This window comes from Streptomyces sp. cg40, from assembly GCF_050320165.1.
GTDB lineage: Bacteria > Actinomycetota > Actinomycetes > Streptomycetales > Streptomycetaceae > Streptomyces > Streptomyces hokutonensis.
On record NZ_CP190128.1, the window covers coordinates 1,012,007 to 1,029,051 of the forward strand.

19 protein-coding genes are annotated in these 17,045 nt (G+C 72.3%); 11 read left to right on the plus strand and 8 right to left on the minus strand.

Features of this window, described 5'->3' with window-relative positions:
• Window positions 1–32: 32 nt before the first annotated feature.
• Window positions 33–755, minus strand: a complete 723-nt coding sequence (locus ACQHII_RS04420; protein WP_427917954.1) for a glycoside hydrolase family 75 protein — start codon at window positions 753–755, stop codon at window positions 33–35.
• 394 nt (window positions 756–1,149) lie between these two features.
• Between ACQHII_RS04420 and ACQHII_RS04425 the strand changes: the two genes are divergently transcribed.
• Window positions 1,150–2,145 carry a fibronectin type III domain-containing protein gene (locus ACQHII_RS04425; protein ID WP_427917955.1) on the plus strand — a complete coding sequence of 332 codons (996 nt, stop codon included), beginning with the start codon at window positions 1,150–1,152 and terminating at the stop codon, window positions 2,143–2,145.
• On the opposite strand, the gene ACQHII_RS04430 is transcribed toward ACQHII_RS04425, so the two are convergent.
• Complete coding sequence (locus tag ACQHII_RS04430; RefSeq protein WP_427917956.1) at window positions 2,140–2,307, minus strand: LysR family transcriptional regulator; 168 nt, start codon at window positions 2,305–2,307, stop codon at window positions 2,140–2,142. The two genes, ACQHII_RS04425 and ACQHII_RS04430, sit on opposite strands and share 6 nt — an antisense overlap.
• A gap of 32 nt (window positions 2,308–2,339) precedes the next feature.
• On the opposite strand from ACQHII_RS04430, the gene ACQHII_RS04435 reads away from it, so the two are divergent.
• Both ACQHII_RS04435 and ACQHII_RS04440 read left to right on the plus strand, forming a co-directional pair.
• Window positions 2,340–3,002: a substrate-binding domain-containing protein gene (locus tag ACQHII_RS04435; protein ID WP_427917957.1), complete on the plus strand. Its 663-nt coding sequence runs from the start codon at window positions 2,340–2,342 to the stop codon at window positions 3,000–3,002.
• A gap of 221 nt (window positions 3,003–3,223) precedes the next feature.
• The gene (locus tag ACQHII_RS04440) at window positions 3,224–3,769 is read left to right on the plus strand and encodes a hypothetical protein (protein WP_427917958.1); all 546 of its coding nucleotides are present in this window, start codon (window positions 3,224–3,226) and stop codon (window positions 3,767–3,769) included.
• A 62-nt stretch (window positions 3,770–3,831) separates the two neighbouring features.
• Here the strand turns inward: ACQHII_RS04440 and ACQHII_RS04445 are convergent, their stop codons facing one another.
• Together ACQHII_RS04445 and ACQHII_RS04450 are read right to left on the minus strand one after the other, a co-directional pair.
• A complete protein-coding gene (locus ACQHII_RS04445; protein ID WP_427917959.1) occupies window positions 3,832–4,368 on the minus strand; it encodes a PadR family transcriptional regulator in 537 nt (178 codons plus the stop codon).
• Window positions 4,369–4,390: 22 nt separating this feature from the next.
• Window positions 4,391–6,406 (minus strand): FAD-dependent oxidoreductase, encoded by a 2,016-nt coding sequence (locus ACQHII_RS04450; protein ID WP_427917960.1) that lies wholly within the window; start codon window positions 6,404–6,406, stop codon window positions 4,391–4,393.
• A 196-nt stretch (window positions 6,407–6,602) separates the two neighbouring features.
• Here ACQHII_RS04450 and ACQHII_RS04455 point away from each other — a divergent pair, with 196 nt between their 5' ends.
• Window positions 6,603–7,343, plus strand: a complete 741-nt coding sequence (locus ACQHII_RS04455) for a hypothetical protein (RefSeq protein ID WP_427917961.1) — start codon at window positions 6,603–6,605, stop codon at window positions 7,341–7,343.
• Here the strand turns inward: ACQHII_RS04455 and ACQHII_RS04460 are convergent.
• Window positions 7,333–8,136 carry a putative protein N(5)-glutamine methyltransferase gene (locus ACQHII_RS04460; protein ID WP_427917962.1) on the minus strand — a complete coding sequence of 268 codons (804 nt, stop codon included), beginning with the start codon at window positions 8,134–8,136 and terminating at the stop codon, window positions 7,333–7,335. The two genes, ACQHII_RS04455 and ACQHII_RS04460, sit on opposite strands and share 11 nt — an antisense overlap.
• 283 nt (window positions 8,137–8,419) lie before the next feature.
• Between ACQHII_RS04460 and ACQHII_RS04465 the strand changes: the two genes are divergently transcribed.
• Complete coding sequence (locus ACQHII_RS04465; protein WP_427925226.1) at window positions 8,420–8,824, plus strand: MarR family winged helix-turn-helix transcriptional regulator; 405 nt, start codon at window positions 8,420–8,422, stop codon at window positions 8,822–8,824.
• Here ACQHII_RS04465 and ACQHII_RS04470 read toward each other — a convergent pair.
• Window positions 8,782–9,549 (minus strand): GNAT family N-acetyltransferase, encoded by a 768-nt coding sequence (locus ACQHII_RS04470; protein WP_427917963.1) that lies wholly within the window; start codon window positions 9,547–9,549, stop codon window positions 8,782–8,784. The genes ACQHII_RS04465 and ACQHII_RS04470 overlap by 43 nt on opposite strands.
• Entirely contained in the window at window positions 9,546–10,472 is a 927-nt protein-coding gene (locus ACQHII_RS04475) for an NADP-dependent oxidoreductase (RefSeq protein ID WP_427917964.1), read from the minus strand. Before ACQHII_RS04475 ends, ACQHII_RS04470 begins: the two co-directional genes overlap by 4 nt.
• A gap of 226 nt (window positions 10,473–10,698) precedes the next feature.
• Here ACQHII_RS04475 and ACQHII_RS04480 point away from each other — a divergent pair, with 226 nt between their 5' ends.
• From ACQHII_RS04480 to ACQHII_RS04490, 3 genes are all read left to right on the plus strand, one after another.
• Window positions 10,699–11,304, plus strand: coding sequence for a sulfite oxidase-like oxidoreductase (locus ACQHII_RS04480; protein ID WP_200708730.1), 606 nt, complete (start codon window positions 10,699–10,701; stop codon window positions 11,302–11,304).
• On the plus strand, window positions 11,297–12,052 hold the full coding sequence (locus ACQHII_RS04485) for a ferredoxin reductase (protein ID WP_427917965.1): 756 nt from the start codon (window positions 11,297–11,299) through the stop codon (window positions 12,050–12,052). The genes ACQHII_RS04480 and ACQHII_RS04485 overlap by 8 nt, the downstream gene beginning before the upstream one ends.
• 196 nt (window positions 12,053–12,248) lie before the next feature.
• Window positions 12,249–12,833, plus strand: coding sequence for an Rv1733c family protein (locus ACQHII_RS04490; protein ID WP_427925227.1), 585 nt, complete (start codon window positions 12,249–12,251; stop codon window positions 12,831–12,833).
• Between the two features lie 64 nt (window positions 12,834–12,897).
• On the opposite strand, the gene ACQHII_RS04495 is transcribed toward ACQHII_RS04490, so the two are convergent.
• Window positions 12,898–14,256: an 8-oxoguanine deaminase gene (locus tag ACQHII_RS04495; protein ID WP_427917966.1), complete on the minus strand. Its 1,359-nt coding sequence runs from the start codon at window positions 14,254–14,256 to the stop codon at window positions 12,898–12,900.
• A 103-nt stretch (window positions 14,257–14,359) separates the two neighbouring features.
• Here ACQHII_RS04495 and ACQHII_RS04500 point away from each other — a divergent pair, with 103 nt between their 5' ends.
• From ACQHII_RS04500 to ACQHII_RS04510, 3 genes are all read left to right on the plus strand, one after another.
• Window positions 14,360–15,328, plus strand: coding sequence for an acetylxylan esterase (locus ACQHII_RS04500; protein WP_427917967.1), 969 nt, complete (start codon window positions 14,360–14,362; stop codon window positions 15,326–15,328).
• A gap of 10 nt (window positions 15,329–15,338) precedes the next feature.
• Window positions 15,339–15,743, plus strand: a complete 405-nt coding sequence (locus ACQHII_RS04505; protein ID WP_427917968.1) for a nuclear transport factor 2 family protein — start codon at window positions 15,339–15,341, stop codon at window positions 15,741–15,743.
• Between the two features lie 98 nt (window positions 15,744–15,841).
• Entirely contained in the window at window positions 15,842–17,008 is a 1,167-nt protein-coding gene (locus tag ACQHII_RS04510) for a serine hydrolase domain-containing protein (RefSeq protein ID WP_427917969.1), read from the plus strand.
• Window positions 17,009–17,045: the final 37 nt, after the last annotated feature.

Sequence of the window (17,045 nt, forward strand, 5' to 3'; positions counted from 1 at the left end):
CGCTCCCTTCGGAGGACCCGACGGGCGGCGCGCTACGACTCCGGGCGCTCGGCGGCGCCCTGCACGAAGAGCCGCGCCAGCCGCTGCCCCTTCTCCACAGCGGCGGCGTGGTCCTCGATGGGCTTCACCCGTGAGTCCTTGAACACGATGTAGGTGACCCCGGCGTTCGTCCCGCCGCCGCGCGGATCGGCGCGGATGCCGAGGGCCTTGGCCGTGGCGTACGAGGCCTCACCAATGATGTCGTGCGGGCCGACGTCTCCCACGACGGCGTACTGCACCCGGTCCCGGTAGATCACGGCGGCGACCGAACCGCCGCCGATCCCGTGGTCCCGGTGGTTCCAGAGGGTGCTGGCGGCCGGGACCACGATGTACGGGAGCCGTTCGGCGTCCAGGTAGCTGCCGTCGGACTGCTGGTAGGCCGTCATGGCCGAGAAGAGCGGGTCGGTGCGCGAATTGCAGCGGGTACCGGCCTGCCCGTCGCAGTCGATGTCCATGTCGGCCTTCCAGTAGACAGCCTCCTTCGTGCCGCAGACCGGGATCGACGCGGGTTCCCCGTCGTCGGTCCGGTACCGGCCGCGCGAGACGGGGGCGCAGTCACGCACCTTGGCCAGCAGGTCGGCCGCCGCGACATCACCCTCGCGCAGCGCCGCCGGCCCCGCTTGGGGCCGGGCGAACGCGGCGGGCGAGGCGGGCAGCGTGGTCGGGGCGAGCAGGGCGGCGCCGGCCGCGACCAGCGTCAGCGTCTGGACACGCACGATGAGGACCCTCTCCTGGGGAATCTGACGGACACTCAGCCCACCCTGGTACCGGTCCGATCACGCGGCCACTGTTAGGGGGCCGGACGGTGCACGCCCCGTCCCGTCCCGGCGAGTCCGGGTCACTTCCGACGGGGGCCGGGGGCCCGAGCCATCTCGGCTCCGGCCACCCGGCCGCCCGCGCCGGCGCGGGATCAGCGACGACAGCGGTCCGCGCCACCGGCATGAACTCCCCACTCACAGGGGTGAGTTCAGCCGTGAGGAACTCAGCATACGTAACGTTCGCGACCGATCTTCAACGGCGCCCCTCTTGATGCGATTGCCCCACCCGCGTCATATTGGTCCGGACCTTTCAGCTCGTGTGATGCCCATGCCATGCCGGGGAGGCAGAATCGTGCGACGCGTCCGGGCCACTCTCGCTCTCCCCCGCGCCGCCCTCACCTGCGGCGCGCTCCTGCTGCTCGCCTCCTGCGGCACGGGCGGCGACGGAGACGGCCACGCACCCGGCGCCCCCGTCGGAGTCACGGCCGCCGCGGGGAGCGCGACCAGCGTGCACGTCATGTGGGACGCGGTGACGGCGAGCCCGAGTGTCGGCACCTACGAGATCTATCGGGGCACCGCAAAGGTGAAGGAAGTACCGGGTTCCGAGCACATGGTGGACGTCACCAGGCTCAAGCCCGCGACCGTGTATGCCTTCACCGTGCGGGCCCGGGACACCGACGGCCGTCTGGGACCGCGCAGCCGGGAGGTGACGGCGCGGACACCGGTCGCCGTCGCGGCCGACCACTCGGCACCCACCCGCCCGGGCTCACCACAGGGGCGGGTCATCGGCAGCCGGGCAGTCCAGCTGTCCTGGGGCGGCTCCACGGACGACCGGGGTGTGGTGTCGTACGACATCTACCAGGGCGGGGCGAAGATCCACAGTGTGAGCGGCGCACAGACGGCGACCGTGGTCACGGGGCTGCGGCCCGGCACGCGCTACTCCTTCACCGTGCGGGCCCGGGACGCCGCCGACAACCTCTCGCCCGCGAGCACGGCCGTCCCGCTCACCACGGCGCCGGGCAGCGACGACGGGCGGGGCACCGCCCCCACGGACTTCGGCGCGAAGACGCACCGGGGCGACGACGGGGCGTACTACATCGACCTGTCCTGGGTGCCGCCGCGCACGGACGGGGTGGTCACGGAGTATCAGATCGACCTCGACGGGCAGCCGGCCACCTCACTGGTCTGGGGCGGGACCGCGCCGCGCGACCGGGCGACATACAGCTTCTACGTGGGCCGGGACGCCGGGGAGAGCCATCGGGTGCGGCTCAGGGCCCGGCTGCCGGACGGTACGTGGGGAGGGTTCTCGGCGGAGCGGACGGTGACGACGGGCGAGGCCGGGTCATAGACGAATCGTAGGATTCGGCGCATGGCCCAAGGGATGCGCGGCCAGCTGGTCCGCCACCGAGGTCGGCACGACACCGCGCGACCGCCGCTCGAACAGCTCCCTGCCCAACTGCTCCTCCAGCGACCGAATATGAGTCGTCACCGCCGGCTGCGACAGCCCCACAGGTCGCGGCGCCCCCGGACGAGCTCGCCGTCATGGCGGACCGCGGCGCCCTCGGCGCGAACCGGCCTCCGGAGCCCGTGCAGCCGGCGGGACCGGCCGAGCCGCTGTGCACCCGGGTACTGCCCGCCCTGGCACCGCTGACCGGGGAGGGCGTACGGCTGCGGATCAGCGCGGGGCTGACGGACGACCTCCTCGACGGGCTGTGGGGCGGCCGCTACGACCTGGTGATCGCCACCGCCCGGTCGCGCTGGCGGACTCTGGCCTGGGAGCCGCCGGCGGACGAGGAGTTCGTGCTGCTCGCCGCGCCCGCGTGGGCGGAGCGCATCGGCGTCGGGCCGGTCGCGGCGGAGGGGCCCGCCGCGCTGCGCGGGGTGCCCCTCGTGTCGTACGCGGAGAATCTGCCGATCGACCGGCGCTACTGGCGGCATGAGTTCGGCACCCGGCTCGGCGGGCAGACCGCGATCACAGTGCCCGATCTGCGCGGGGTGCTGGTTGCCGTGGTGGCGGGTGCCGGGATCAGCGTGCTCCCCCGGTATCTCTGCCTCGACGAGCTGGCGTCCGGCGCGCCGGTGCCGCTGCTGACGCCCAAGGACCCGATCAACACCACGTATCTCACCCGCCGCCCCGGCTCTCCGGACAACCCGCACGTCACGCTCGTACGGGAGCGACTGCTCTGTGTGGCGCTCACATGGTGAGTCCGCACATGTGGTGAGCCCACACCCAGGACGCGGAGCGATCCGCCACCTGACCACGCCTCACCCCTGAGCCGGACGAAGGAATCCGTCACCTGCCCGGTCGCCGTCCGCATGCGGGACCGGCCCAGGACGCGTTGGCTTCCTTGGAGGCAGCACGGCCGTTTCCCGATCCCGGCGGCGCAAGGGATGTTCCGCCAACCGTGCCGTTGGAGGGCAGTCCCATGCGCACTTGTCAGCTACTACTCCGCTCCGGCCTGACCGTGACAGCCGCCGCCGTTCTCCCCCTCGCCCTGACCGCCGGCCCGGCCGGCGCGGCTTCGGGGATCTCCGTGAGCACGACCGGGACCACCGTCTCGGTCACGACCAGCGCCTGCTCCCAGAACCGGACCACCGGCGTCTGGGGCACCGGCTCACTGCTCACCAGCAGCCAGGCGAGCTTCGCCGAGGGGCGGAAGGCGACCCTGGCGGGCACCACCGTCAGCCAGTCCACCGCCTGGACGAACGTCACGCCGGGCACCTACACCGTCATCGTCATGTGCCAGAACGCCACCACGCCCGCGGGCACCCAGTCCGTGATCGTCTCCGCCGCCGCGACCCCCAGGGCCACCGCCACGGCCTCGCCCTCGCGCGGTGTCATGGGCGGCCTCGGCGGGGCCACGAAGGACTACGGCCCGCTCACCCTGGGACTCGGCGCGGGCCTGGTGGGAACCGGCGTCATCGCGACGGCCTGGTTCCTGCGCAGACGCGCGAAGCCCTACCGGCTCTGACCGTCCCCACGATCCCAAGAGCGAGGGGCCGCCCGGTCGTCGGACGGCCCCTCCCCCATGTCCTACGGCAACTCCGCGAACTCCTCGATCGCGTGCGTGAGCCACTGTGTCCAGAAGGTCTCCAGGTCGATGCCCGCGCGCAGCACCAGGTGCCGGAGCCGGTCCTGCGGGCTGTCCCTGCCGGGCGGGAAGTCATGCTTCTCGATCTCCTCGTACTCCGCCAACTGCCGCCGGTGCAGGTCGAGATGGCGGCGCAGGTCGGCCTCGATGCCGTCCGTGCCGACCACCGCCGCCGCGCGCAGCCGCAGCAGCATCGTGTCGCGCAGCGGCTTGGGGTCCTGGGCGGACGCGGTCCAGCGGGCCAGTTCGGCGCGGCCCGCGGGCAGGACCTCGTAGCTCTTCTTCTGGCCGCGGGCCGGCTGCTCGGGCGTGAGCGCCCTGATCTGGCCCTCGGCCTCCAGTTTTCCCAGCTCGCGATAGATCTGCTGATGCGTGGCAGACCAGAAGTAGCCGATCGACTTGTCGAAACGCCGGGTCAGCTCAAGCCCCGAGGACGGCTTCTCCAGGAGGGCGGTGAGGATCGCGTGCGGGAGTGACATGGGGTCATCCTAGGGAGGGTCGTCAGAGGGCGGCGGCGACCTCGGTGCCCTGCTTGATGGCCCGCTTGGCGTCCAGTTCGGCGGCCACGTCGGCGCCGCCGATCAGGTGCACGCTGCGTCCGGCGGAGACCAGTTGGTCGTAGAGGTCGCGGCGCGGGTCCTGTCCGGTGCACAGCACGATCGTGTCGACGGCGAGGACCGTGCTCTCCTCACCCACGGTGACATGCAGGCCGGCGTCGTCGATCAGGTCGTACCGGACGCCCGGGACCATGGTGACGCCGCGGTGCTTGAGTTCGGCGCGGTGGATCCAGCCGGTGGTCTTGCCGAGTCCGGCGCCGACCTTGGTCTCCTTGCGCTGGAGGAGGTGGACGCTGCGCGGCGGGGCGGGCCGCTCGGGTGCGGCGAGGCCGCCGGGTGCCGCGTAGTCCATGTCGACGCCCCAGGCGCGGAAGTACGTCTCCGGGTCCTCGCTCGCCTTGTCGCCGCCGTCGGTGAGGAACTCGGCGACGTCGAAGCCGATGCCGCCCGCGCCGAGGATCGCGACGCGCTCGCCGACGGGCACGCGGTCGCGCAGGACGTCGAGGTAGCCGACGACACTGGGGTGGTCCACGCCGGGGATGTCGGGAGTGCGCGGGGTGACGCCGGTGGCGACGACGATCTCGTCGTACTCCGCCAAGTCCCCTGCCGTCACAGGGGTGTTGAGGCGTACGTCGACCTCGTGCTCGGTGAGCCGGGTGCGGAAGTAGCGCAGCGTCTCGTCGAACTCCTGCTTGCCCGGGACCTGTCGGGCGATGTTGAGCTGTCCGCCGATCTCGCTCGCGGCGTCGTACAGCGTGACCTGGTGGCCGCGTTCGGCGGCGGAGACCGCGCACGCGAGTCCGGCCGGGCCCGCGCCGACGACCGCGACGCGTTTGCGCAACCGCGTCGGCGCGAGGACGAGTTCGGTCTCGTGGCAGGCGCGCGGGTTGACCAGGCAGGAGGTGATCTTCCCGCTGAAGGTGTGGTCGAGGCAGGCCTGGTTGCAGCCGATGCAGGTGTTGATGGCGTCGGAACGGCCGGCGGCGGCCTTGGCGACGAAGTCCGGGTCGGCGAGCATCGGGCGGGCCATCGACACCATGTCGGCGTACCCGTCGGCGAGCAACTGCTCGGCCAGTTCAGGGGTGTTGATGCGGTTGGTGGTCACGAGGGGGACGGACACCGCGCCCATCAGCTTCTTGGTGACCCAGGTGTACGCGCCGCGCGGCACCGAGGTCGCGATGGTGGGGATGCGTGCCTCGTGCCAGCCGATGCCGGTGTTGATGATGGTCGCCCCGACTGCCTCAACCGCCCTTGCCAGGCTGATGACTTCGTCGAGGGTGGAGCCGCCGGGGACGAGGTCCAGCATGGACAGCCGGTAGACGATGATGAAGTCCTCGCCGACCGCCTCGCGCACCCGGCGCACGATCTCGACGGGGAAGCGCATGCGGTTCTCGTAGGAGCCGCCCCAGCGGTCCTCGCGGTGGTTGGTCTGGGCGGCGACGAACTCGTTGATGAGGTAGCCCTCGGAACCCATGATCTCGACGCCGTCGTAGCCCGCCTGCCGGGCGAGGCGGGCCGCGCGGACGTAGTCCTCGATGGTCTGCTCGACCTCGGCGTCGGTGAGCGCGCGGGGCGGGAAGGGGCTGATCGGCGCCTGGAGCGGGCTCGGCGCGACGAGGTCCTGGTGGTAGGCGTAGCGGCCGAAGTGCAGGATCTGCATCGCGATCCGGCCGCCCTCGCGGTGCACGGCGGCGGTGATCCCGGCGTGCTGCGCGGCCTCGGCGTCGGTGGTCAGTTTGGCGCCGCCCTCGTAGGGCCGGCCGGCCTCGTTGGGGGCGATGCCGCCGGTGACGATCAGGCCGACACCGCCCCGCGCGCGGGCCGCGTAGAACTCCGCCATGCGCTCGAAACCGCGCTCGGCCTCTTCCAGGCCTATGTGCATGGAGCCCATGAGGACCCGGTTGGGCAGTGTGGTGAAGCCCAGGTCGAGGGGGTTCAGCAGGTGCGGGTAACGGCTCATCGGGCCCTCCGTGCGCGGTGTCGTGCCTCTTTTGTAGAGGACGGGACCGCGTTTGTGCAACTAGTTGCATAAAGACCCGGGCCGACCTGCCCCCCGGATTCACAGGGAGCCGTTACCTGTTCCTTATCGGGGGGAGTCGAGAATCACAGGGAGGCGTGCCGCGGGATGCCGGACGCCCGGGCCGAGGGAGCGAGCCGTGACGCACGACCCTGAACACGACGACCACAGCGCCGGGGCGATACCGCCGATGCCGGACCACGCACCCGAGTGGGAGGTGCTCACCGGACCCGGCGGCGCCGAGCGGGACCACGGTCTCGACCGGCTGTGGCGACAGCGCTCGAAGCGCGCCCGCGCGGTGATCGCCGCGGTCACCGTGGGCGTGCTCGCGCTGGGCGGCAGCGTCGCCTACGCGGCGACCTCCGGAGGTTCGGGCAGCGACGCGATTCCCGCCGCGGCCGGGTCCTCCGCCCCGTCCGGTTCGCCGTCGCCCGGCGGGCCCGGCTTCCGGCACGGGGGCGGCATGTGGTTCGGCTTCGGCGTCGGCGGCAAGGCCGTGCACGGCGAGGCGACGGTCAAGGACGACTCCACCGGCAAGTGGGTCGTACGCATCTGGCAGCGCGGCACGGTCACGAAGGTCGACGGCGACCAGGTCACCGTCAAGAGCGACGACGGGACCTCGTGGACCTGGACCGTGGGTTCCGACGCCACGGCCCAGAACTCCGCCGCCCTCAAGAAGGGCGACACCGCCTCCCTGATCGGCACCCGCTCCGACAGCGGCACCAGGACCGCCGACCGCGCCTTCACGGGCACCTTCGACCGCAAGGGCCAAGGCCAGGGCGGACGGGGCGGGTTCCCGGGCGGCCACGGCCCGTGGGGACGCGGCGGCCCGAGCGGTGCGCCTTCGCCCAGCCCGTCCGGCAGCGGCGCTACGACCTGACGGAGCCGGCCGGTGCGACGCCGATCACGACGTTGGCGTACAGCTCCTCGGAGTAGGCCGACCGCGTGTCGAGACCCGCGCCCCTGAACACCGCGACCGCTGACGGGAGTTGACGCTCACTGGTCTCGACGAGCAGACAGCCGCCGGGGGCGAGCCACTCGGGCGCGCCGCCGGCGACCTCGCGGAGTATGTCGAGGCCGTCCGCGCCGCCGTCGAGGGCGACCAGTGGCTCGTGCTCGCGGGCCTCCGCGGGCAGAAAGCCGACCTCGCCGCTGGGGACGTAGGGCACGTTGGCGGCGAGGATGTCGACGCGTCCGCGCAGTTCGTCGGGCAGCGCGGCGAACAGGTCTCCGGTGTGGACGTGCCCGCCGAAGGCGGCGACATTGCGGCGGGCGCAGCGCGTGGCGGTGGGGTCGATGTCGGCGGCGTGCAGTTCGACCCGGCCGAGGGCGGCGGCGAGGGCCGCGCCGACCGCGCCGGAACCACAGCACAGGTCCACGACGACGGACGCGTCCGGGGCGTGAGCGAGGGCCTGTTCGACGAGGAACTCGGTACGGCGGCGGGGCACGAACACACCGGGTTCCACGGTGATGCGCAGACCCCTGAACTCGGCGTGGCCGACGACGAGTTCGAGGGGCAGGCCCGCGACGCGGCGGTCCACCATGGCGGCGACCTCGTCCGGGGTGCGGGCGGCGGAGAGGATCAGCCGCGCCTCGTCCTCGGCGAAGACACAGCCCGCGGCACGCAGGGCGGCGACGACGGAGGCAGGGGAAACGGGGGATGGGGAAGGCATGGAAGCCGAGAGCCTTTCGGAAGGTGGCCGAAGGGCGCTCTCGCGGTCACCTGCTACCGGTGATCCGAGCTGTCCTGAGGTGAGAGCACCCGGCATGACACAGCGGAAATGGGTCTCACCTCCAAGGAGTTCAGGGCCGCGGACGTCCGCGACGGAGGACAACAGTACCCGAAGCGCGGAACCGACGAGGGGCCGGGCTCTTCGCTGAGTTGTACTGTGCAACCAGGACAGCGAAGGAGACGCAGTGGGAGCGGACAGGGCCGTGGAGACCATCCAGCGCGAGATGACGACGTTCGCGCGGCGCGCCCGGGCCTCGGCCGGCCGGCTGCACCCCGAGCTGTCCCTGGTGTCGTACACCCTGCTCAGTCACCTGGAGGAGCGCGACGGCCGCCGGGCCACCGACATGGCCGCGCACTACGCCCTGGACAAGTCCACGGTCAGCCGCCAGGTCGCCGCCCTGGAGCGCGCCGGCCTCATCGAACGGCGTCCCGATCCCGAGGACCAGCGCGTCCAGGTCCTGCATCTGACCGACGCGGGCCGCCGAATCCTCGCCCAGGTCACGGAGAACCGCCAGGCCGCCTTCCGCGAGCGGCTGGCGGACTGGCCGGAGGAGGATCTTCGGCGGTTCGCCGGCTATCTGGAGCGCTACAACGCGTGGTCGGGCGAGGCTCCCGCCGGGGAGAACTGAGGAGTCGGTCCTACGACACTCCGACGGACCGGTTCTCGATCAGGTGCGCGTGCGGCGAGGAACGCGGTGCGAAGACGCAGCCGGAAGCCGAGGGACTCGTACAGCCGTATCGCGGTGGCATTGCCCGCGCCGGTGTGCAGGAACGGGGTCTCGCCGCGTTGGCGGATGCCGTGGGCGACGGCCCGGATGAGCCGGCTCGCGAGTCCCTCGCCGCGGGCGGAGGGGTCGGTGCAGACGGCGCTGATCTCGGTCCAGCCGGGCGGGTGAAGGCGCTCGCCCGCCATGGCGACGAGGGCACCCTCGCGGCGGATGCCCAGGTAGGTGCCGAGTTCCACGGTTCGGGGCAGGAAGGGTCCCGGCTTTGTCCGCTCCACGAGGTCGAGCATCTCGGGGACGTCGGCCGGACCGAGGACGATCGCCTCCGGGTCCGGTGCGGCGGCCATCCCGTCGTCCACCATCTGCACACCGTCGATGTCGAAGGTGATCTCCCAGTCGTCCGGGACCCGGCCCCGGAAGCCCAGCAGCGGGATCTCCGCGCCGGGACCGGCGAGCGCGGCGACGTCCGCCCAGTCGTCGGCGTCGGGTTCGTCGGGCAGGGCCAGCCACGGAGAGACGTCGACCGGGTAGCGCAGGATCCGGCCGCGCCGCTCGGCGAAGTGGGCGTGCGGGCCGGTGAGGGCGGCGCGGGCGGGGTTGTCGAGGAGGCGTTCGTCGGACGTGCTCATGCGGAGACCTCGATCACGATCTTGCCGCGCGCGTGGCCGTCCTCGACGGTGCGCAGGGCCTCACCGGCCCGGTCGAGCGGGAAGGTCCGCGTCACGTGCGGGTCCAGTTCGCCGCCGACCGCGAGCCGCGCGACCGCGTCGAGGACGGCCGTGCCGCGGGCCCGCTGGACCCGGGCGCCGCCGAGCTTCTCCACCTCGGGCGCGGGAGCCCCGGCGGTGACCAGCTTCGTGCGGTCGGTGAGCAGGGTCGCGGCCTCGGCGAGCACCTCGCCGCCGACGAGGTCGTAGACGCCGTCGACGCCGTCCGGGGCGACCGCCCGCACCCGTGCGGCCAGGTCCGGTCCGGACGGGACGTGGACCGCGCCCAGCGACTCCACGAAGTCCTTCTTGCCCTCGCTCGCCACGCCCACGGCACGCAGTCCGAGGGCGCGGGCGATCTGCACGGCCGCGGATCCGACACCGCCGCCCGCGCCGGTGACCAGCACGGTCGCACCGGCGGGCAGGTCTAGCTGGCGGACGCCGTCGTAGGCGGTGGCCGCGGCGACGGGGAGAGTGGCGGCGTCCTGGAAGGAGAGCTCGGCGGGCTTGAGCGCGGTGACCGTCGCCGGGAGCAGGGCGTACTCGGCGTAGCCGCCGGCCACCGTGCTGCCGAAGACCGCGTCGCCGACGGCGATGCCGTCCACGCCCGCGCCGGTCTCCTCGACGACGCCGGAGACCTCGTTGCCGAAGACCGAGGGGAACGTGCGGGTGTCGCTCTCGCCGGGCCGCCGGTAGCCGGTGCGCAGCTTCCAGTCGACGGGGTTCACCCCGGCCACGCGCACCGCGACAAGGACTTCACCGGGACCGGGACTGGGCCGGTCCACCTCTACGAGCGCCTCCGTCTCAGGTCCCCCGTAACGCGTGAAGACGTATGCCTTCGGCATCTGCTCCCTCACTCTCCTTCACAGTCACCACTTCGCCGGCACTCAAGACCAAGGTCGGCCACCGGGCGGCTATTCCCCGGAACCCGGAGAGTTCATACGGCCGCAATGATCGGCGGTACCCCTCGGACCTGGGCATACCCGGTGGACGCGTACGGTTGGAAGGAGAAACGACTGATCACGCTCGCCCGGCGGATCCGCGCCGCAGCGACCTGGAGGCTCCACCCGTATGCACGTCACCCGAGGCTTCACCGGACGCCCCCGCGTTCCCGACGCCGGCCTGCCGCCCGGTCAGTACGACGCGGGCGACGACTGGCCCGTCCTGTCCGCCGAGGTCACCCCCGACCTGGCTCCCGCCGACTGGACCTTCCGCGTGGACGGACTGGTCGAGGCGCCGCGCACCTGGAACTGGACGCAGGCCCATGAACTGCCCGCGTCGGCCTACGAGGGTGACATCCACTGTGTGACGAGCTGGTCGAAGTTCGGGGTGCGGTTCGGGGGCGTCTCGCTGGACGCGTTCCTCAATGTGGTGCGGCCCCATGTGTCCGCCACACATGTGGTCGCCTATTCGCACACCGGGTACACCACGAACCTCCCGCTCTCCGACGTCACCGGGGGACGGGCATGGATCGCGTGGGAGTACGACGGGAAGCCTCTGCCCGCCGAGCACGGCGGCCCCGCCCGGCTGCTGGTGCCGCACCTGTACTTCTGGAAGAGCGCCAAGTGGATCGCGGGCCTGCGTCTCCTCGACCACGACGAGCCGGGTTTCTGGGAGCAGAACGGCTATCACGCCCGGGGCAACCCCTGGGAGGAACAGCGGTACTCCGGTGACTGACACCTTCGCGCCCACCACCAGGTTCGCGGTGCCCGGACGCATCGCGGTGAGCAACCGGGCCGCCGCCGTGTGGCAGACCGCTACGCTCACCGAGATCCGCCGGGAGACCCCGCACGCCTCCACGTTCCGGTTCGCGGTGCCCGGCTGGAGCGGCCATCTGGCGGGCCAGCACCTGATGCTGCGGCTGCGCGCCGAGGACGGCTATGTGGCGCAGCGCCACTACTCGATCGCCTCGCACCCGGACGACACCGGGCATGTGGAACTGACCCTGGACCATGTCGAGGGCGGCGAGGTCTCCGGCTGGTTCCACACGGTGGCCCAGCCCGGTGACCAGGTCGAGGTGCGCGGCCCGCTGAGCGGCTTCTTCGCCTGGCCCGGAGACCGGCCCGCGCTGCTCCTGGGCGCCGGTTCCGGGGTCGTACCGCTGATGTCGATGCTCCGCCAGCACCGGGCGCGGCGGCTGTCAGTGCCGCTGCGGCTGGTGGTGTCGGCGCGGAGTCCCGAGGAGTTGATCTACGCGCGGGAGTACGGCGCCGAGACGACGACCGTGTTCACGCGCAGCGCGCCACAGGGTGTGCCGGTGGGACGTATGGCCGCGGCACATGTGGCACCGCTCCTGGCCGAGCAGCCTCCCGGTGGGTGGGAGGCCTACGTGTGCGGCTCCAACGGCTTCGCCGAGCATGCGTCACGGCTGCTGGTCGAGGCGGGCCAGCCGGTGGACCGTATCCGCATCGAGCGCTTCGGCTGAGGCTCGCGATCGAACGCCTCGGCTGAGGACCGCGCCCACCGATCTCTCCTGCTCCGGTTGAGGGAAGTGCCCCGGAGGGGGTACGACTGCTGTGTGGACGCTCGCATGCGTGCGCGGTGTCGAGGCGGCGGGCCGGCCCCACAGCGGGCTTACGGCCTTCCGGTTCCTCGACTCCGGTGACGGCGAGGAGGTCGACGTGCGGAACCGGGTACGGAGTCGGCGCAGGCGGCACAATCCGCTGCGGCGCCGGTCGGACGTCGTGGAGGCGTGGACGGCGGTCGCCGTCGCCGTCCTGCTGTTCGTCTGCGCGCCACTGGCCGGGGCCGCCGCGGGGCTGTGGGCCCACGACCAGGCCCGGACCCTCGCCGCCGCCCAGCGCGCCGACCGCCACCGGGTCCGCGCGGAGGTGATCGGCAAGCCGCCCGCCGAACTGCCGTCGGTGGAGGGCAGCCGCCCGCGCAGCTTCCTGGTGGAGGTGCGCTGGACGGAACCGGGCAAGGGACCGCGTACGGCCACGGCCGCGGTCCCGGCAGGGACGGGGCGCGGTGACGTGGTGGACGTGTGGTTCGACGCCCAGGGCCGCAACGTCGCACAGCCCGCGGGTGAAGTGGCCGTCTGGCAGCACACGTTGACGGTCGGCATGTGGGCAGCAGGTGGTGTGGTCGCCCTGGTGCTGCTCACCTCCACGGTGAGCCGACGGGTCGCGCTGCGCCACCGGTTGGCCGAGTGGGAACGGGACTGGGCACTCACCGAACCGCAGTGGACCCGACGGCGGGCGTGACGCGAGGGGCACGAAACGGAGGCCATGCGACGGGGGCCGTGTGGCCGCCGCACATGGACCGCCGCTACACCCCTTGCTGCATCCGCCGTGCGATCCGCCCATGGTCCCGCAGCACATCCCCCAGCGCGGGCAGCACCGGCTCACCCCGGTCGACGAGGACCCGCCCGCCGACGACCGTGGTCCACGCCCGCGCCGGACCGCAGCGCAGCCATGCCTCGACGGGGTCGCTCAGCGCACCGGCCAGGGCGACTTCGTGCAGGTCCCAGACGACCAGGTCGGCACACGCGCCCGGTCGCAGGTGCCCCAGTTCGTCGGCGCGGCCCAGGCAGCGCGCCGAGCCGCGGGTCGCGATGTCGAGGGCGTCGCGCGCGGTCATCGCGCCGGGGCCGCCCCGGTAGCGGCCGAGCAGCAGCGCGCCCCGGGTCTCCATCCAGAGCGAGGCGTGGTCGGTGGAGGCGGAGCCGTCGCAGCCGATGCCGACCGGCAGACCGAGTTCGCGCATCTCCTTCACCCGGGCCGTGCCGCCGCCGATCAGCATGTTGGAGCTGGGGCAGTGCGCCACACCGACACCGGCGGCGGCGAGGCGGCGCAGTTCGTCGTCGTTCGGGTAGATGCAGTGCGCGACCCAGGTGCGGTCGCTCATCCACCCGGTGTCCTCGAAGTACTCGACGGGCCGGCAGCCGTAGGTCTCCAGGCAGTAGGTGTCCTCGTCCCGGTCCTCGGCGAGGTGGGTGTGCAGCCGTACGTCGTACCGCTCGGCGAGTTCCGCGGTCGCCGTCATCACGTCCTTGGTGACCGAGAACGGCGAGCAGGGTGCGAGCGCGACCCGGATCAGCGCGCCGGGTTCCGGGTCGTGATGGGCCTTGATCAGCCGCTCGCTGTCGGCGAGCACCTCGTCCGTGCTCTGGGTGACGCTTCTCGGCGGCAGTCCCCCGTCCTCGACGGAGCGGGTCATCGAACCGCGGGTCGCGTGGAAGCGGAAGCCGATGTCGCGGGCGGCGCGAATCTCGGCGTCGACCAGGTAGGGGCGTGGATGCACATAGAGGTGGTCGGAGGATGTGGTGCAGCCGCCCATGAGGAGTTCCGCCATACCGACGTACGCCGATACGTATGCGGCCTCCTCGTCGAGGCTCGCCCACAGCGGGTAGAGCGTGGTCAGCCAGTCGAAGAGGGTGCCGTTGACGGCGGGCGCGTAGGAGCGGGTGAGGTTCTGGTAGATGTGGTGATGGGTGTTGATGAGGCCCGGGGTGACGAGCCGCCCGGCCGCCGAGACGGTCGTAGCGGCTTCGGGCTCGGCTCCGCCCGCGCCGACGGCGGTGACCCGACCACCCTTGACGGCAACCCAGCCGCCCGGGATCTCGCGCCCGTCGTCCACGACGAGCAGTTCGGCGTCCTTGACCAGCAGATCCACGGCTGACGACATGCCGCCATGGTAGGCGCGGGGCGCGGTACGGGTCTGGCGAGTCCTCCGATGTCACACGTACGGTGTGATCTTCCGCGCTCACCCTTCGCAAAGGTGGTCATCGATGGCCCTGTTCGACCTTCCGCTCGGCGAACTCCGTGAGTACCGCAGCACGTCCGCCGAGCCCGAGGACTTCGACGCCTTCTGGTCCAAGACCCTCCAGGAGACCCGCGAGCACGATCTCGACGCCCGCTTCGAGGAGGTCGACACGGGGCTGTCCACGGTGCGGGTGTACGACGTGACGTTCGCGGGATTCGGCGGTCACCCGGTGAAGGGCTGGCTGCGGCTGCCCGCCGGCGCGGCCCAACCTCTGCCGCTGGTCGTGGAGTTCGTCGGCTACGGCGGCGGGCGGGGTCTCCCGCACGAGAACCTGCTGTGGGCGTCGACCGGCCGCGCCCACTTCATCATGGACACGCGCGGCCAGGGCAGCGCGTGGGGCGGCGGCGGTGGCACCCCGGACCCGGTGGGCGGCGCGCCCGCCTACCCCGGTTTCATGACCCGGGGCATCGACGCCCCCGAGAACTACTACTACCGCCGGGTGTTCACGGACGGGGTGCGCGCCGTCGAGGCGGCCCGCTCGCACCCGTCGGTCGACCCCGCGCGCACGGTGGCGCTCGGCGCCAGCCAGGGCGGCGGCATCACGGTCGCCGTGGGCGGGCTGGTCGGCGACCTGGCCGGGATCGCGCCGGACGTGCCGTTCCTGTGCGACTACCCGCGCGCGGTGACCCTCACGAACCGCGACCCGTACCGGGAGATCGGCAACTACCTGAAGACCCATCGTGGCCGCGCCGAGGACGTGCTGCGCACGCTGTCGTACTTCGACGGCGTCCACTTCGCGTCCCGTGGCCGCGCCCCCGCCCTCTTCTCGACCGGTCTGGAGGACGAGACCTGCCCGCCCTCGACCGTGTTCGCCGCGTTCAACGCCTGGGCGCACGAGGACAAGAAGATCGAGGTCTACGACTTCAACGACCATGAGGGCGGCGGCCCTTACCAGGAGGCGGCCAAGCTGGACTGGCTGCGGTCGTACGTCTGAGGGGCGCGCGATGAACACAGGTGAGGCCGCCGCGCGGTTCGTGCGGGTCTGGGCCCGCGCCTGGGCGGAGCACGACGTGGACGCGCTGCTGGAGCTGTACGCCGAGGACTGCGTCCACCGCTCGATGCCGTTCCGCGAACCGCACCGGGGGCGGGCCGAGTTGGCCGCGTATCTGCGCTGGTCGTTCGCGGCGGAGCGGGTGGGCGACGTGCGGTTCTCGGCGCCGGTCGTCGGCCAACACCGTGTCGCCGTGGCCGAGTTCAGGGTCCTGGCCGAGGAGGACGGCGTACCGTCCACGCTCGCCGGCTGCGTCTTCGCGCGCTTCGACGAGGCCGGGCTGGCCGTGGAGACCCGAGACTACTGGCACACGGAACCGGGCCACCGGGAGCCTTCGGGCACGCTGTTCCTCAACTGAACGTACGACACCTTCCACCCAGTCCGACCAGTCGGTATGTTCAGAGGGTCCGGGCCGCAGCGTCGCGGCCCGGAGCCACGGCGGACCACGGAGGCACCATGTCCGAGCACCAGCCAGCCATCGACGGCCACTGCGACCCCCGCTTCACGGCGGTGCGCACGGCGTTCGAGGAGAACTTCCGGGACCGCGACGAACTGGGCGCCGCCGTGACCGTCACCGTGGACGGCGAGACCGTCGTCGACCTGTGGGGCGGCTGGGCCGACGCGGCACGGACCCGCCCCTGGGAGCGGGACACGGTGGTCAACGTGTGGTCCACGACCAAGGGCCCGGTGGCCCTGTGCGCCCACATCCTCGCCGACCGGGGCCTGCTCGACCTCGACGCCCGAGTGGCCACGTACTGGCCGGAGTTCGCAGCCGCGGGCAAGGAGAACGTTCTCGTACGACACCTGCTGTCGCACCGAGCGGGACTGGCCGGCCTGCGCGAGCCGCACTCCCTCGCGCAGCTCTACGACTGGGAGTTGACGACCCAGCGGCTCGCGGCCATGGAGCCCTGGTGGGAGCCCGGGACTCGGTCCGGGTACCACGCACTCACCTACGGTTTCCTCGTCGGCGAAGTGGTGCGCCGCGTCTCGGGGTTGCTCCCGGGCGCCTTCCTGGAGCGGGAGGTCACCGGCCCGCTCGGGATCGACTTCACCATCGGGCTGCCGGAGAAGGAGGCGGGCCGGGCGGCCGAGCTGGTGCATCCGCCCGTCGCGTCGAGCAGCGAACAGGCCGCGATCTTCAGCCAGTTGGCACCCGCCGCCATCGCCGCGCTGACCAACCCGATCGCGGGCGCGGCCGAGGCCAACACCCCGGAGTGGCGCGCCGCGGAGATCCCCGCGGCGAACGGCCACGGCACCGCGCGTGCGATCGCCGCGCTCTACGGCGTCTTCGCCGGGCGCGGTTCCTATGGCGGCCACCGCGTCCTGTCCCCCGAGGCTGCCGAGCGGGTGCGCGAGGGCCAGGGCAGCTGCCGCGACCTGGTGCTGGGCGCGGGCTTCGCGCACGAGACGGAGATCGGACTCGGCCTGTGGCTCAGTGGCCCGAACGGCTCGTACGGTCCCGACCCGAGGGCTTTCGGACACGACGGCTTCGGCGGTTCCTGCGGTCTGGCCGACCCGGACGCGGGCGTGTCACTGGGCTACGTGATGAACCGGATGGGGCCCCATATCGCCGACGACCCAAGGAAGTTGGCCCTGATCGACGCCCTGTACGGCGCGCTGTGAGGAGTGATCGCGGCGGGTCGGTTTCGGCCTAACTGCC